The organism is Leptolyngbya sp. AN02str (genome assembly GCF_050565595.1).
Taxonomy (GTDB): Bacteria; Cyanobacteriota; Cyanobacteriia; order Elainellales; family Elainellaceae; genus Kaiparowitsia.
In genome coordinates, this window is sequence record NZ_JBNXVR010000034.1 from 15,015 (window position 1) to 31,373 (window position 16,359).

Sequence of the window (16,359 nt, forward strand, 5' to 3'; positions counted from 1 at the left end):
TGAGTGATTGCTGGTTGGCTGAGGTTACGACGGCGCTAAACTCGCTTCATCGCCAGATTTTGAGCATCGGGCGGAACCGACGTGCGTTCCGTAAACCCATGCGATTTTTAAGGAATCGTGCCTACCCACCAAAAACTGCGATCGCTGGAATTACCCAGAATCAGGTTTGCTCTTCCAACTTTGTTGGATTGTCAGAGAAAGCGATCGTTCACAGGCTGACAACAGCCGAGATTTGATGCAAGAATTTAGCCTGCAACCTTGGTATGCAGAACTGGCAAATAAGCTGCACAAAGGGCCTCAGCAAACGTTGGCTGGCTCTTCGGTTTTCGGTAAGGTTGCCTCTAGGGTCAGGCAGTTGCGCCCATTGACCTGAAGCCGGTATTCCACCTTATCCATCAATCGGTTGAGAATCAGCCAGCCGTAGCCTCCATCCTGGCGATCGTCAGGAACAGGTGGCAGATATGTTGATAAGTCAAACCCATCGCCATAGTCCCAAATTTCGAGATGGAGGTCGCGCTCGTGTAGCTCCATCCGAATCAATACAGGCAGATTGGGCTGTTCTCGATGGGCATGGCGCACCACATTGGAGTATGCCTCGACCAAAACTAGGCGAAGACGGTTGGCTTGGCGAGGCCAGTCGACCTCTTGCCCGAGCTCTATCTCTAGAGAGCCCAACAGCCACTGCTCAACAATGTTGAGAAACTGCAAATCGCTAGGGACATGAAGCTCTGTTCTCATGAAACTAAAGAACCTCCAGGGAGAGAATGGTTTGGTCGTCTTCTTGCACGGTGCTGTGGGTTTGAATGTAGGACAGAACTTGAGAAAGATCGAGTTTGCCCTCCTGCTGCTGCAAAAGTTGCCAAAGGCCGCTTTGATGAAGCATTTCGACGGTGCTGCGATCGCCCCCGGTGCTAATAGTAGCCTCGGTAATGCCGTCACTGGTGAGAAGTAACACATCACCAGACCCTAGCTTGAGGCGATCGCCTGTAGCTTTCCACATGGGTAAAATTCCGAGTGGTACGCCTCGAGTTTTGAGATATATGGGCTCCAGCTCTGAATTTTGGGCGATCGCTGACCGCGACCAGACCAAGGGATAAATGTGGCCAGCATTGGCATAGGCCAACTCTTGCGCCTGTGGCCGATAGCGCGCAATCACCATGGTGATGAAGCAGTTGTTGCTCACCAAGTCACTCGATAGGCTGCTGTTCAAGTTGCGCATCAGCTCATCGGGTTCTGGTGATACCTCTTGGGCGAGTTCTCGGCGCAACACCGAAATGGCGCTGGCCATGAGCAATGCTGCCGGAACTCCCTTACCCGATACATCACCAACTGCTAGCCACACATCGCCTTGTGGATGGACATAGGTTTCAAAGAAATCTCCCCCGACTTCGCGCGCTGCATGGCAAAAAGCTTGAATTTCTGCCTGATCCAAAACAGGCATCTCCTTAGGTAATAAATTGATTTGAATTTGCTGAGCAACTGCGAGTTCGGCTCGCATTTGCTCGGTTTGTTGCTGAATTCGTTGATAAAGTTTGGCTTGAGAAATCGCCAGAGCTGCTTGCTCAGCCACTCCTTCGATGAGCCGAATGTCTTCAGCCGACCAAGCCTCGGCATCGGCATGGCGATACATTACAAGTAAGGCCAAAGCATCTTGCTGGTAAACCAACGGCACCATGAGCTGGGTGTAAGGCTCTGCTCCAGCGGGAACAAGGTGAGCACAGCGATCGCTCACCAGCATATCGACTAGCTCAGGTTTATCTTCAAAAACAGGCAACGGCCCGGTCGCATCGGCCATGTCTGAATAGGAGAACGTATCGGCCAGCAGGCAGTACTGGTTAGCCTCCTGGCCTGTGTAGTCGGTTGCAAAGGGGCGCAACAGGCAATAGTTCGCTTCAAATGTATGGCCCAGTGTGCCCACAATCGTTTGCAGCATACTGCCGTAGTCGAGCGATTCGCGGATGGCCGTTGTCACCGCATTAAAAATCGACTCGCGTCGCAGGGCTCGGTTGAGCTCGCGGGTGCGTTGCTTTAGCACTCGATAGGTATCGGCAGCTTGCATCACCACCGTTTTCAAGTCTTCGGGCTTCCAGGGCTTGGTGATGTATTTGAACACCTTGCCCGCATTGATGGCTTCTACCAAATCCTCGACATCGGTATAGCCTGTGAGCAAAATCCGAATCGTATCGGGAAACTGCTCGGCGGCCTGACCCAAGAATTCGGTGCCCGTCATTTTGGGCATGCGCTGGTCGGAGATGATGATGCCCATTTCGCCCTCTTTGTGCAAGATTTGCAGGGCAGCTAGAGCACTCTCCGCTTGAAAGACTTGAAAATCACGACGAAAGGTACGGTATAGCAAATCTAGGTTGTCGGCTTCGTCATCCACAACCATTAATCGCAGCTTTGGTTCAGGGGCTGATGTCATTCGAATCAGGGTCTCCCAGCATTAAAAACCGCTACGCGGCTCAACAGGTTTCACAAAAACAGAACACGCGGACAGACAGAACACGCAAAACGAACATTCAGAGCGACCACCCACGGCGGTCACACAGCCAGCATAGAGCGGTCACCCAGAGATAGATTGCGGTGCATGGGTCATGGGGATAAATAGCACGAACGGGCCGCCGCTACCCAACCCAATGACGCACCATCAGGCTTAACCCAGAGCAACCACGCGAGTTGGCTGGGTTGCCCCAGAAACGTTGCTACTACACTCTAAGGGAGTTTCTGTAGGGGGTGCAGCTGCCACTCCACGTTGATACAGAAACCCCAACCTATCTCGTCTGAGAATACCCAAGGGCGGGCGATCGCTAACAAGGCACCCTTCAGCAACCTTGGGTGTCAATTCCCTTAACCGTAAGCATTGCAATCTATTTCACCCGATTGTCTTATGCTTGATCAAACTCCCACTTGCTCTTAGGCTAGCTAAAAGCCGATCTATCCACGTTTTATTTTCTGAGGCTAAAAGGAAACGTCCTCACTATGCACAACTTCTTGCCGATTGCGTACTACAAAAGCCACTTCATTCCATTTGCCGACGCGAACCTATCCATTGCCACCCATGCGTTGCACTATGGAACTGGGGCATTTGGTGGAATGCGGGGTATTCCTGATCCTCAAAACCCTCGCCAAATCCTACTCTTTCGGTTCGATCGCCACTGTCAACGGCTGAGTGGCAGCGCTCGTTTGCTGCACTTTGATCTGCCTGCCGACAAAATTCAGCAGGTGATCACAGACTTTGTGAAAAAAAATAGCCCTACAACGTCCTTCTATATTCGACCCTTTGTTTATACGTCCGATCTCGGCATTTCGCCTCGCTTGCACAATGTTGAAAAGGACTTTTTTGTGTATGGGTTGGAGTTGGGCGATTACCTCTCGCCTGAAGGAGTCAGCTGCCGCATTAGCTCGTGGTATCGGCAAGAGGATCGAAGCCTGCCCCTGCGCGGCAAAATTAGTGGAGCCTACATTACCTCGTCTCTCGCAAAAACCGAGGCGGTAGAGTCGGGCTTTGACGAGGCGATTTTGATGAATTCTCAGGGCAAGGTGAGCGAAGCCTCGGGGATGAACATTTTTATTGTGCGCAATGGCCGAGTGATTACACCGTCCTTTGACCAGGATATTTTGGAAGGAATTACGCGGGATAGTGTGCTAACGGTGGCATGGGATATGGGCATCCCCGTTGAGGAGCGTGCGGTGGATAAGTCGGAGCTGTTTGTTGCTGATGAAGTGTTTTTAAGCGGCACGGCAGCAAGGGTGACCCCGGTAAGCCGCATTGAAAACTACAAGTACTCTAGCGATCGCCCGATTACCAATGCCCTGCGCGATCAGTTCACTGCGATTACCGAAAACCGCGATCCTAAATATAAAGATTGGGTATATGCGGTGTCGCTCGATTCCTAAGGATATTCATGCCAGAGCAAATTACCATTCAATGCCAGATTTCGGTGCTATGGCAGGCGCAGCTTGAGGCGATCGCCCAATCGACGGGTCGTTCCATTGATGAGCTGATGCAAGAGGCCGTTGGCTTTTATATCAGCCGATATTTGGTGACGGCCCCTAGTATGTCGGCCTCTTCGGGCACGACTTATGAAGAATTGGAAAGCGAACCCGACGAAATTTTGTGGGACTTTTTGCCTGAGACTGCGGCCCCATCACCGAGCCCTGCGCGGGGAGGCTGGGATATGGACGACGACGAACCCGACGAAATCTTACCCGGATTTGCCGATTAACCAATGGCGATCGCCTACAGCTGTGGCTGGGGCACCTGGCATCATAAGTGCCTCAAGTGGTGCTGGCTCAATTTAACGTCCAAGTTGGAATCAGCCAAAGCCCAATTTTGTATGCGCATTGCCCACGCAAAATTGGGCTTTTCTGATGATTGCGTGTCATGCAACCATCAGAAAAGTCCTTGACCGAAACTGACATAAAAGATACGCAGGATTTACGCAGGTTAATGCTGTTTGGGGCACTTAGCGCCCCAAACAGCATTAACCCCCTGGTTTTCGGATAAAGTGTGTGAGTCCTAATACGGTTCTCCGTCGGCGAAGTAAGCACAAGGACAGCTCATAAGGTTGCAATACGGCCGTAGGGTGAGCTATAGACCAAGACCCGCGATCGCACAAATTGAGAAAATCCGGTACAGGCTGCGGCTCTACCACTTCACTAGAGCCCTCTAAAACGGGTATTGCACCAGACGACACAGCACATCCAAGTTTAGAACAATCGTATTTCCACGGTTGGACTTAGTCAGGAGTATGAATTTATACTTTACGAGTCTGGGCGCTTTGGAGTTGATTCGTTTCGCGAGATTCGTGGTTCCTGAGCCTCAAGCTCGGAAATTTTGAATGGGATGGTGTAGAGCTTGCTCTTTATGAAGTCTGCATGAATTGGAAGCAATCAATTGGGTGTAAACGTGAGCTTTGTAGAGAAAACAAGGGGAAGTCATATCTCACGACTGACGCTGAGGGCATGATTGATGTTTTTGGACTGATTGTTTTTGGGCTGATTATAGAGCGCAGGGTGACAAGTTCGCTTTTACCTGGGGCCGTGATTCATGCAAGGATGACTCTGGCCCTTGAGTATAGGCAATCCCTAGTTTGCTTGTCGAAATCAGGCAACTCTGGTGTTTCAGGGGTTTAGTGGGTATTGATGATGCGACCTAGCCTACCTTTTCACCAATCCATCCAGATGAATGACGTTTGTTCTCAATCAGGGCTAGCGAGTCTGGATATCGATACAGTTACGGCACAGCTAAAAGCGCAAGGAGCGATAACGCTAACGCTGGCCGATCTCGGAATTTTGCTAGGCGACATTTGCCAGGTGCGTTCCATAGCTGCTTCTCCTGCACTTCCTTCCCATGATTGGGATATTGCCCATCATGGAGTCGAGGTTTCGGGTGCAGAGATGTTGCTGCACTGCCCCCAGGTGTATCAACTCGGGGTACATCCTCAACTGATGGCGATCGCCTACGACTATTTTGGTCGAGATGTCATTCTTCACGATGTAACGTACCGCATTGATCACTCCACCCCGAAACAGTTGGGAGTTCGACGCTGGCACCGCGATCGCGAGGCACCCACCATGCTCAAGGTCATGATTTACCTGCACGACGTGGATGCTGAGGGTGGTGGATTCGAGTATATTCCCAAGCCTAAAACCCCATGGATGGGTTGGTTTCGGCTATTTCCACAGAGCGATCGCTACACGAACCAAACCATGCAACGGCTGGTTCCTCCTCACCATTGGGTGCGCTGCACAGGGCAAGCAGGCACAGTCATTGTGGCAGATGTGGCTGCTGTGTATCACCACGGCACTAATCCCAAGCATCAGCGAGAGATTGTCACGTTCACCTATTTGCCTAGGGGTGGTTAGGTTGGGTTTCCCGTGTCTCTAAGCATCTCGACACCATTAAGAAACAGACCCTAAAACCTGTGCCGCCCGCACAGAGTTTTAGGGTCTTATATTTGACTATGGCCGATTACTTAGATGTCAGGAAAACCTTTGGCTACCTGGATATTGACTTCCGGTGGTAGAACCTCGCCGATGGGGTTGGGTCGCAAACATGGAGCAGTTAAAACCCACGAAAAAATGGCATCTACCCAATTAAGGACAGATGCCATGATTACATCACTTCATCCAGGAGATTCCAGAGCGCGCTAAAAACCGAATGTCAAGAAACGGCATGCTGCGATCGCCCTACCCCTTAGGACGCAGAAATGTGCGCAGAGTTCCAGCTTTATTTACTTCTACATTTACTTCTGCACCCAAACGGATACAGAGCCACCATTGCAGCGAAACTCTCCCCAGCCGTGTTCGTTCGTGGTGATGGTGTCACTGACAGCTCCCGTTAGGTCGTAGAAACGAGTGTTGGGTTTGCCCACTTCCATCCACTTACTACCGCCGGGGCCATCGCTCATAATTACGGCCATGGCTTTGGGATGCTGCTCACTGCCCAGGCGGGTCCAGCCAATTACATCGGGATGATCGAAGTAATCGTACTGGGGGCCATAGGCAAAGTGGCGACGGGCATAGAGCAGCTTGTCGAGAATGGAGCGGTGGGAATCGAGCCAAATCTCGTATTCGTTGCCATCACGTCCTTTGTCTTTGTAGTGGGCACCGTAGTAGTCTGCATAGAACACGCAGGGATAGCCCTCGCGCCGCAGCAAAATCAGCGCGTAGGCCAACGGCTTGAACCAGCTTTCTACGACTGATTCCAGCGCTTGCAGCGGTTGAGAATCGTGATTATCGACAAAGGTGGCTGCAAATACGGGCTGCTCTTTCATCAGAGTGCCGTTGAGGATGGTGCGCATGTCGAAGTGGCCGCCAGAGCGGCTAGCGCGATGGAAGTTGTAGTGCAATGGCACGTCAAACAGCGACATGCGACCGCCCGTGTAGCCGATGTACCAGTGCAGCGCGGCCAAGTTCTCTGTCCAGTACTCGCCCACAACAAACAGGTTGCGCTGGGTGTAGTGCTCCAAGTGGTCGATCCATTCATTAAAAAAGTCACCCTGAATGTGCTTGATGGCATCGAGGCGAAATCCATCCACGCCCACCGTATCCATCAGCCATTCGCCCCAGTACTTTAGCTCGCCGCGCACTTCGGGATGTTCCATGTCGAAGTCGCACCCCAGCAAAAAGTCGTAGTTGCCCATTTGCAGCTCTACATTTCGCTCTAGGCTTTTCCCTGCAATGCGGTAGATGGTACTGTCGCCGGGTTGGTACATGTTGTGGTTAACCCCGTCGAAGTGCCACCAGCGCCATTTCATGCTGGAATACTTGTCGCCACGACCGGGAAAGTTATATGCGGTCCAGGCTTTGATCCTGCGAGGGCCACCCAGGTCACGGCTGCGATTGTTGGAATCTACCGGAATGGCGTCAAATTCTTCTTCGGCATCGCCGCCATTTTTGTGGTTGAATACGGCATCGGCATAGATCTGAATGCCTGCGCTTTGAGCGGCTTTGACAGCAGCAATATACTCATCTTTCGTGCCGTATTTGGTGGGGATGCTGCCCTTTTGATCGAATTCACCCAAATCGAATAAATCGTAGGCCCCGTAGCCTACATCGTAACCACCGCCGCTGGCCTTGTAGGCCGGAGGCAACCACAGAGCCGTAAAGCCCGCTTTGGATAGTTCATGGGCGCGATCGCGCACTTCGTTCCACAGGGTGCCACTGGGCGCATTGTACCAGTGAAAATATTGCATCATCACACCGTTGATTTCGGTGCCACCGCGATTTTCCAAAATTTGACCTAGATTCTCGCGAATGACGCGAGCTACCTGCTCTTTAACTTTGGGCAATACGGTTGTTTCTAAATTGGATGCCGCTTGGCGCAAGCGTTCAGAGATGCTCATCTTAATTTGCTCTCGCGAGGGGGTTACGGGAAATCATAGGCTGAACATTCAAAAAATGCAGATCCTCCTATCTCGATCTCTTCCTTGCATACGGTTTAACCTTGCTCAAGCACCGCATGGACGCCGATGGGACTGACGCACTTCCTCCGAAAAACCAGGGGGTTGAATGAGCAGATGTGACTGGCGATCGCTCAGGTTTCTTCCTTAAGATTGACTAACCTGAGCCAACAGTCTTCGCTGGAAATGGGAACAGGGCAGGAAACCTGCGTAATGGAGCAGAGGAAATCGTTCATGTCCTCCTACACTGTTTGGCTTGGGCATTCCCGATCGTTCCACCGGGAAGTGCTGGGATCAATAGCTGGACTGGGCGATCGCCGCATTGACCAACGTTAATAGAGGACCTGTTTGTTCTTGTCCGCTAATGGCAAGGTCACTGTGGCACAGGTAAATGCGGGGGGAACGGCCTGCGCCATCGACCCCTGCTCGGTATAGCAAATCGCGAACTTGTCGGCCCAGACGCTCCTGATCAAAGGCGATCGCATCGGCGGTTGTCCAGGGTTGCCCCGACCACTCGCTCAGCAGCAGCGGCGCGCCAAACAGAGCTCCGCCACCCGTCAGCCATAGGGGCGAGCCAGCATCGAGCCAAAACTGCCAGCGATGCACACAGCGGTTGACCCGATATTGATAGGCCGTTGCTAGGGTGACTGCTTGCCGCTGGCTGACGGGGCGCACCGGATAGGGATCGGCGGTAATGGTGCCGCTGCGCAGGAGTTGAATGAAGTTGCCAACCGAAGTGGCGATCGCCACTTCGGTCGCTTTGCTGCGGGGTGTTTCGGCTTGCCGTAGGCGGGTATCCACTTCCCAATAGTGTTGGGCAGTTTCCATCAGTTCTCTCAGGGCGGTGAGCTGGTCGTAGGGTAGATGGCTACCCCCCACCAAAAACTGCTGAATGGCGCGATCGAGCAGGTTCACTGGGCTGGGGATCAGGCGCTGCTGCTGCTGTTGGATTTGGGCCTCAATCCATAACCGAATGCGATCGTAGGCTTGAGCTGCCTGATAGCCCAACCGATCCCATCGGGGAAAGGCTGTTGCATCGAGTAAGCGGGGGCGATCGGGGTCGGGCGCAAAGCAGTGATCCACCAACAGTCCGGCGCGTACGGGATCAATGTCGGAGGTGCGGGGGCTATCGACAGGGGCAGCGATCGCCGGCTGGCTCAGGATCACCAACAGTTCTGCGATTGCCTCGTGGGTCAACAGTCGTCCCTGCCCTGGATACACCAAGGCCAGTAAGGTCAGCAGCGATCGCACCCGAGGATAGCCATTTAAGGGCTGCTGGTCGTTGAGCGCCTCGACCGTAACCCCTTGCCGCGACAAAATCTCACGCAAGGTATAGCGGGCGATCGCATCTAAACCTGGCCCCACGATCGCCACATCCCCCGGTTCTATTTCATTGGTTTGCACCGCCTGGATGATCACCTCTGCGGTTTGTCTCAATAGATCCGCTCGCGATACGGTTTGAATTGTGTGGATGACCTCGGGTAACGGCGGCACCAGCACCGGCTCCTGTACCCACTGCACCAGTGAATCGGCCCACTCTGTTCCTAGGGTATTGGTGGGGAATGGCAACATTTCGACCCGACAACGCTGGCTTAACGCCTCTAGCGCTAGGGGATCGGCTCCCAATCCTCGTCGCACGCTCCCATCGGGATTATAGGTAAACACCCCAGCGATGCCCTGATCCAGTAAGAAGGCGAACAGCGATTGAGCGATCGCAGGGTACTCATCAACATCATCGGCAAGTACAGCCCGGTAACGCTGTCCCAACTGCTGCCGATAGACAAGGTGTGGCAACAAATAGCGCCAATACAGTTCTGCGACTAGTCCATAGGTTAGCAACCCTCGATCCAGGCACCACTGCCGCCAGCGCACCATCGCTGCACCCATGGTTTCCCAGAGCGCAGGGGTCTCTTCCGGTTGACCCAATCCTTCCTGCAAAATGGTGGGCAAATCCTCAATGGCAATGCCTGCAGAGCCTGCAAGTTGGACCAAATCCAGTACCCGTCGCACCACAAAATACTCGGGCACCCCAGCGATCGCCAACCGCCCATCATCCAACTCTTCCCGCCACAGGCGAGTGGCAAGCTCCTGTTCGGTTTCGGGTCGCAGCCGCAGTGGGAACTGCGCCGTTAGCCCCAACTCCTCCACCAGCAGTGGATAAAACAGCACCACCTCATCCTGAAAGAACCCCAACGGAGTTGCGGTGACAAACGGATAGTCTCGCTGTTGTGCCTCAAGTAAGCGATCGGCCAGGGCAATGCGGTTATCGCCAATCGCGGCAAATACCAGCATCGGCTTTGCCACATCGGGCTGTATCGCTGCTGGAGTTGATGCCGCCAACCGCTCAAACTCGCGAAGCAAACGAGTCGTTTTGCCGCTGCGAGTGCTGCCAATCATCCAAATCGAGTCTGACTGTACCAATTTCCTGAGGTCGAATTTGATAGGATACAACGTACCCTTACTTTATCGCTGGTCACAAAGCGGGATGAGAAACCAAACATCGCTTAACAACTAACTAGGGCGCGTTATCCAGTGCCGTGCGATCTGTCCAGCATCCAGTTCGCATCAAGGTCACCACAATCGCTCTCGCCACTCAAGCTCATGCCTGGTTGTACGAGAGCTACCAATGCTGTCGTTGCAATTGATGACAGCCCCTAGCATTGCTCACCTCATTTGTTTTAGAAAGCGATGGTTGCCTCACTCCTTCTGGTTTTGCGATTGCTGAGCGATCGCGCTTCCATCGCAGGCAAACCCACAGTTCTATCGCCACGATTGGCTATGCATTCATTCATGAATCGTGAATCTCTCCGCCTGGATCGAACTACTCTTTTGCTATGAAGAATTCTATCTTGTCAACCTTTCGGGGGTTGTTGGGCAAGGCTGATCAATGGTTTCAGCAAACACCCGAACGTGCATTGGATGAAGCCTACGAAGCCGCCGTTCGCATCAAAGCCATTGAGGAACAATATTTTGGCGGTGATCGCATCTCAAAGAACTATGGCACCTATGGAGCCAGCACCAACGCCTACTTTCAAGCTGAGCTGCGCAAATATCTCAACATCATGAAAGTGCGGCTGGCGGTCTTTCAAACCAGCAATACAGTACTGCGGCTGACACCGCGCTCCATTACCGAAGTGCAGCTTGGAAAAGCAACCGATGACGATTACCAGGTCAATGTCATCGACAAACCGGCTCTCATTTTGCGCAAGTTGCGATTGGTGGATGATGTGCTTTCTCGCTATGGCGAGAATTCAGCAGAGACCGCCAAATTGCTGATAGTCGCTGATGCGGCCCAGCAACCTGGAGCCCTCGCCCAAAAGCCTCAATCACTGCTGGATGCCGCAACCCCCAAGCCGTTGAGTCAACGGTCTCGTGCCGAAGCGGCGATGGAAAACATGGAGTCGTTTGCGGATAAGACAGGAGTTCTGCCGCGCTCCATTCTTAAAACAGCCGATCGCATCAAACGAGATCTGGATCCCAATGCCGAGCAGGAAGTGGTTGAAACCTTTCGGGCGTCTCGGGCTCGCACAACGGTTGCGCTTCGGTTTGTGCTGCTGTTGATTATTTTGCCGCTGCTCACCCAGCAGGTCACGAAAACGTTTTTGGTTGGCCCAATTGTGGATCGGGTGCGAACCATGGAGCGCGTTGGTGCCTTCTTGAACATGGATATGGAGCAGGAAGCATTTCAAGAGCTACGCCGCTACGAAGATATTCTGCGATTTGAACAATTGATTGGTAGAGCCCCACCACTCAACGAGGTAGAAATGCAGCAGAATTTTCAAGCGCGAGCCGCTGAGCTACGGGAAGAATATCACCAGCGCAGCAACAACGCCGTGAAAAACGTATTTGCAGACATCTTTGCCACGATTGTGTTTGGCCTTGTGCTGTTCAATAGTCGGCGCGAAATTGAAATTCTCAAGTCGTTTATTGATGAGGTGGTGTATGGCTTGAGCGACAGTGCAAAAGCATTTGTGATCATTCTGTTTACCGACATTTTTGTGGGTTTCCACTCGCCCCACGGTTGGGAGATTTTGTTGGAAGGAATTGGCAGACACTTTGGTCTTGCGGCCGATCGCGACTTTATTTTTCTGTTCATTGCGACGTTTCCGGTGATTCTCGACACGATTTTCAAGTATTGGATCTTCCGATATCTCAACCGTATTTCACCGTCTGCTGTGGCCACCTATCGCAATATGAACGAGTAGGCAAGCTGACCAGATTGGGCGATGGCTGCCCTCGCTACCGGGTTTTATCGGGCCATCCTTGACTGCGCTTGAGTCATGGGTTGTTAAACAACCTCAAGATTGGGTAGACATCGCTTCGGTTTCCGCCAATTGGCGGATCGATTGCCGATGGCAGGTCAAGGAACCGCTGGAGATACTGGAGTATGGCGATCGCCTTGTTGCTTTTAGAGTGGGGCGATCGCTCAACAGTTCGTTTGGCGACCGTATGGGGGGGCTTAGCAATGTTGAAAGTGGCAGTGGGTCATAGTGATGACCCTATTTCCCAATTGGCAGCAAAGGATGTCGTGGAGCAATGCCGATCGGCATTGGCTGGCCATGATCCTCAGGTGGGACTGTTGTTTGCCGCGATCGACTTTGAGCACGACCTGATTTTGGATACTATTCTCGGCGCTTTCCCCAATATGATGTTGGTTGGATGCACCACCGATGGCGAAGTCTCTTCAACGCTGAGTTTTCAACAAGATTCGCTGGTGCTGATGGTGTTTGCATCTGACACGCTGCACATTGGGGTGGGATTGGGGCGTAATCTGGCGGCTGATGTGACTGCCGCAGCCCAAGAGGCGATCGCCTCGGCGCGTGCTTCCATTGCCCACCCACCTCAGGATTTTGACACGGCCACCCCGGCTCTGTGTTTGGCCTTTCCCGAAAGCCTCACCCTGGATAGTGCCACTATTGTTGCTACCCTACAGCAGGCTCTGGGGGACTCGGTGCCCCTGTTGGGTGGGTTTGCGGGCGATCAGTCTCTCTTCAAAAAAACTTACCAATTCTATGGGCATGAGGTGTTGACCGATGCGTTGCCCATTGTGTTGTTCTATGGGGATCTAAAGCTGAGCCATGGTGTGGCTCACGGCTGGACTCCCATTGGTGCGGTGGGCGAAATTACGCGGACAGCGGGACCCTGCCTGCAGGAGATTGACCACAAACCCGCTCTGGATTTTTATCAGTACTACATGAACGATCTGGTGCCTTCTACAGAGTTTCCGCTGGCGATTTTTGATGAGGGTGAGGGCGATCGCTACTATCTGCGGGTGTCGATTGGGTACGACCAACAGGAGGGAAGCCTGCAAGCAGTGACCCATTGGCCGCTACATTCCAATGTGCAAATTGCCCGCGCTAGCCGCGACGAAATCTTGGCAGGAGCACAAGCCTCGATGCAACAGGCGGTGGCCCACTTCCCAGGTCATCAAATTGAAGCAGTCCTGCTGTTTTCCTGCTGTGTGCGACGCAACCTGCTGGGAACCCGCACCTTGATGGAGCATGACTTAGTTCAGCAAGGGCTAGACCAACCAGTGTGTACGGCAGGCTTTTATACCTACGGCGAGATCGCACCCCTCGCACCTCAAACGGCGGCGAAGTCTCACCATGCCACGTTCGTCACGCTATTGTTAGGAACTCTATAAGCCAGTTGCTATGTCGTCAGCTCCTCATCCGTGCGATCGCAGCTCTGCCGAAGCCTATGCGGCGCTTGAAAAAGAAAATCGGATTTTGCGCAAAAAACTGGAGCGCTCGGAGCAAGACCGCCAAGTTCTAGAGGCGAATGCTGAACGGTCAGAAGCCCTGATGCGCAAGGTGATAGCCGATCTGGAAATGTCGAAGAACTCGGTAGAGGCGCGGGGTAAAGAGCTAGAAGCGACGCTCCAGCAGCTTCAGCTCATGCAAACCCAGCTTGTAGCAGCAGAAAAAATGTCTGCCTTAGGAACCTTGGTGGCCGGAATTGCTCATGAAATCAACAACCCTGTGAGCTTTGTGCATGGTAATTTAGGCCACGCTCAACAGTATGTGGATGATTTGTTCACCCTGTTGGATGCCTATCAGCAAGCCTATCCCGATCCGGTTGTGTCGGTGCAAGTTGTGCTTGAGACGGTTGACCTCGATTTTTTACAAGTTGATCTGCGCAAGCTGCTAGGCTCGATGCAGGTTGGCACTGAGCGCATTCGGGATATTGTGCGATCGCTGCGTACCTTTTCTCGGTTGGATGAGGCCGATTTCAAGGCGGCTGACCTGCACGACGGCCTTGAAAGCACTCTGATGATTTTGCAGCATCGGCTCAAAGCATGTGGTGACTTGCCCGACGTGGAGGTGATTCGAGAATTTGACCCGTTGCCCAAGGTGGAATGCTATCCCGGTAAGCTCAATCAGGTGTTTATGAATTTGCTGACCAACGCCATTGATGCCGTGCAGGATTGCTATCGCATCGCTCCCGCCCCCAAGCCAACTCCCCAAATCACGATCAAAACAGCATTGGAGGGCGATCGCGCCGTGATTCACATTGTGGATAACGGCACTGGCATTCCAGACTCAATTCGAGCCCACCTGTTCAATCCCTTTTTCACGACGAAGCCTGTGGGCAAGGGCACCGGCATGGGCCTTTTCATTAGCTACCAAATTGTGATCGAGCAGCACCATGGAGAACTGTACTGCCAGCCTACGGCGTCTGGCGGCACTCAGTTCACCATCAAAATTCCCTGCTGGCAAGAGGGCGATTGCACAACCTGAGCGCACAATCGAATCACGCGATCCCAAGCTGCGATCGCGTGGCTACCCAACTGAACGTCAGCCGAGATCAATGGCGGCCAATGGCCGACAAACATGGGTGCTTTGGCTGATCCAAAACTAACGTTCGCTTAGCTAGGACTTACGCAGTCGAGTGATGTTTGGAGCGCTAAGCGCTCCAAACATCATTCAACCCCTTGGTTCATTGGATGGAGTGCGTAAGTCCTATTAGAATCGGTCTGCGTTGGGAAACTGCTCGTGAGCTTGAGCACGGGCTGCTTCGCCACAGGTGCGCGGTGTGGGAAAGATCTTGTCTGGGTTGGCAATCCCGTGGGGATCAAAAACCTGCCGGACCCATTTCATGGTTTCCATATCCGTTACAGAAAACATCGCGGGCATGTAGCAGCGTTTGTCGGCCCCAATGCCGTGCTCACCCGAAATGCTGCCCCCCACCTGCACACACAGCTTCAGAATGTCGCCGCCCAGTTCCTCCACTTTTTCCAACTCACCAGGAATGGAATTGTCGTACAGAATCAGTGGGTGCAGGTTGCCATCCCCTGCATGGAACACATTGGCGACGCGATAGCCATGCTTTTCGCTGAGGGCTTCAATTTCCCGCAGTACATAGGGCAGGGTCGTGCGGGGAATGACGCCATCCTGCACATAGTAATCAGGGCTAATTTTACCCACCGCCGCAAAGGCGGCTTTGCGGCCTTTCCACAGCGTCAAACGCTCTTCGGGAGCGATCGCTGTTTGCACATTACGTGCCCCATTCTTCCGACAAATGGCCTCTACTCGTTGGCTATTGGCGGCAACTTCCGCCTCTAATCCGTCTAGCTCAATCAGCAAAATTGATGCAGCATCGCGAGGATAGCAGTTGGTCGCAACCACATTCTCCACCGCATTGATGCTGAAATTGTCCATAATTTCCATGCCAGCTGGCACAATGCCCGAGCCAATCACATCGGACACGGTCTGCCCTGCTGCCTCCACATTGGTAAAGTCAGCCAGCAGTACATGAATTGCTTCGGGTGCTTTGACAATCCGCAGGGTAATTTCGGTGGCAATGCCCAGTGTCCCCTCAGAGCCAACAAAGAGTCCGGTGAGGTCGTACCCCGGCATTTCGGGCAACTTGCTTCCCACGTCCATAACAGAGCCATCGGGTAGAACCAGCTTCAAACCCAGCACATGGTTGGTGGTAACGCCGTACTTGAGGCAGTGCACGCCTCCCGAATTTTCGGCAACATTGCCGCCGATAGAGCAAATGATTTGACTGGAGGGATCGGGTGCGTAGAAGAAGCCGCTGCCGCTCACGGCCTGCGTCACCCAGTTATTGATCACACCGGGCTGTACGGTCACCCGCTGATTGTCCAAATCCATCTCCAGAATTTGGTTCATACGGGAGGTCACGATGAGTACGCAGTTTTCAATCGGCAGCGCACCGCCCGACAAGCCAGTACCAGACCCTCGCGCAACAAAGGGAACTCGATGGCGATCGCACACCTTGACCACCGCCGCAACTTCCTCGGTCGTTCGCGGCAAAACTACCAACTCTGGACGCTGACGATAACTGGTGAGCCCGTCACACTCGTACACCAGCAATTCTTCGCGCCGACGCACCACGTAGCGATCGCCCACCACTGAGGCCATGTCACTTGCAACCTGCTGCCAGTCGATTCCTGCTTCCAGTGCAACCATAGTTCATTCTCACCTAA

The 16,359-nt window shown here is 53.1% G+C and carries 11 protein-coding genes; 6 read left to right on the forward strand and 5 right to left on the reverse strand.

Annotated elements, in window-relative coordinates; all coding sequences use genetic code 11:
* Positions 1-297: 297 nt before the first annotated feature.
* Together ACQ4M4_RS20895 and ACQ4M4_RS20900 are read right to left on the reverse strand one after the other, a co-directional pair.
* Positions 298-738 carry an ATP-binding protein gene (locus tag ACQ4M4_RS20895; RefSeq protein ID WP_430686400.1) on the reverse strand — a complete coding sequence of 147 codons (441 nt, stop codon included), beginning with the start codon at positions 736-738 and terminating at the stop codon, positions 298-300.
* A gap of 4 nt (positions 739-742) precedes the next feature.
* Entirely contained in the window at positions 743-2,422 is a 1,680-nt protein-coding gene (locus ACQ4M4_RS20900) for a SpoIIE family protein phosphatase (RefSeq protein WP_430686401.1), read from the reverse strand.
* Between the two features lie 557 nt (positions 2,423-2,979).
* Between ACQ4M4_RS20900 and ACQ4M4_RS20905 the strand changes: the two genes are divergently transcribed.
* From ACQ4M4_RS20905 to ACQ4M4_RS20915, 3 genes are all read left to right on the forward strand, one after another.
* Positions 2,980-3,897, forward strand: a complete 918-nt coding sequence (locus ACQ4M4_RS20905; RefSeq protein ID WP_430686402.1) for a branched-chain amino acid transaminase — start codon at positions 2,980-2,982, stop codon at positions 3,895-3,897.
* Between the two features lie 8 nt (positions 3,898-3,905).
* Entirely contained in the window at positions 3,906-4,226 is a 321-nt protein-coding gene (locus tag ACQ4M4_RS20910) for a hypothetical protein (protein ID WP_430686403.1), read from the forward strand.
* 958 nt (positions 4,227-5,184) lie between these two features.
* Complete coding sequence (locus tag ACQ4M4_RS20915; RefSeq protein WP_430686404.1) at positions 5,185-5,868, forward strand: hypothetical protein; 684 nt, start codon at positions 5,185-5,187, stop codon at positions 5,866-5,868.
* A gap of 380 nt (positions 5,869-6,248) precedes the next feature.
* Here ACQ4M4_RS20915 and ACQ4M4_RS20920 read toward each other — a convergent pair whose 3' ends face one another.
* Together ACQ4M4_RS20920 and ACQ4M4_RS20925 are read right to left on the reverse strand one after the other, a co-directional pair.
* Entirely contained in the window at positions 6,249-7,850 is a 1,602-nt protein-coding gene (locus ACQ4M4_RS20920) for an alpha-amylase (protein WP_430686405.1), read from the reverse strand.
* A 351-nt stretch (positions 7,851-8,201) separates the two neighbouring features.
* Entirely contained in the window at positions 8,202-10,304 is a 2,103-nt protein-coding gene (locus tag ACQ4M4_RS20925) for a recombinase family protein (protein WP_430686406.1), read from the reverse strand.
* 437 nt (positions 10,305-10,741) lie between these two features.
* Between ACQ4M4_RS20925 and ACQ4M4_RS20930 the strand changes: the two genes are divergently transcribed.
* From ACQ4M4_RS20930 to ACQ4M4_RS20940, 3 genes are all read left to right on the forward strand, one after another.
* Positions 10,742-12,112 carry a proton extrusion protein PcxA gene (locus tag ACQ4M4_RS20930; RefSeq protein ID WP_430686407.1) on the forward strand — a complete coding sequence of 457 codons (1,371 nt, stop codon included), beginning with the start codon at positions 10,742-10,744 and terminating at the stop codon, positions 12,110-12,112.
* A gap of 182 nt (positions 12,113-12,294) precedes the next feature.
* Entirely contained in the window at positions 12,295-13,551 is a 1,257-nt protein-coding gene (locus ACQ4M4_RS20935; protein ID WP_430686408.1) for an FIST signal transduction protein, read from the forward strand.
* A 10-nt stretch (positions 13,552-13,561) separates the two neighbouring features.
* Positions 13,562-14,647 carry a sensor histidine kinase gene (locus ACQ4M4_RS20940; protein WP_430686409.1) on the forward strand — a complete coding sequence of 362 codons (1,086 nt, stop codon included), beginning with the start codon at positions 13,562-13,564 and terminating at the stop codon, positions 14,645-14,647.
* 225 nt (positions 14,648-14,872) lie between these two features.
* Here the strand turns inward: ACQ4M4_RS20940 and glcD are convergent, their stop codons facing one another.
* Positions 14,873-16,342, reverse strand: coding sequence for a glycolate oxidase subunit GlcD (gene glcD / locus ACQ4M4_RS20945; protein ID WP_430686410.1), 1,470 nt, complete (start codon positions 16,340-16,342; stop codon positions 14,873-14,875).
* Positions 16,343-16,359: the final 17 nt, after the last annotated feature.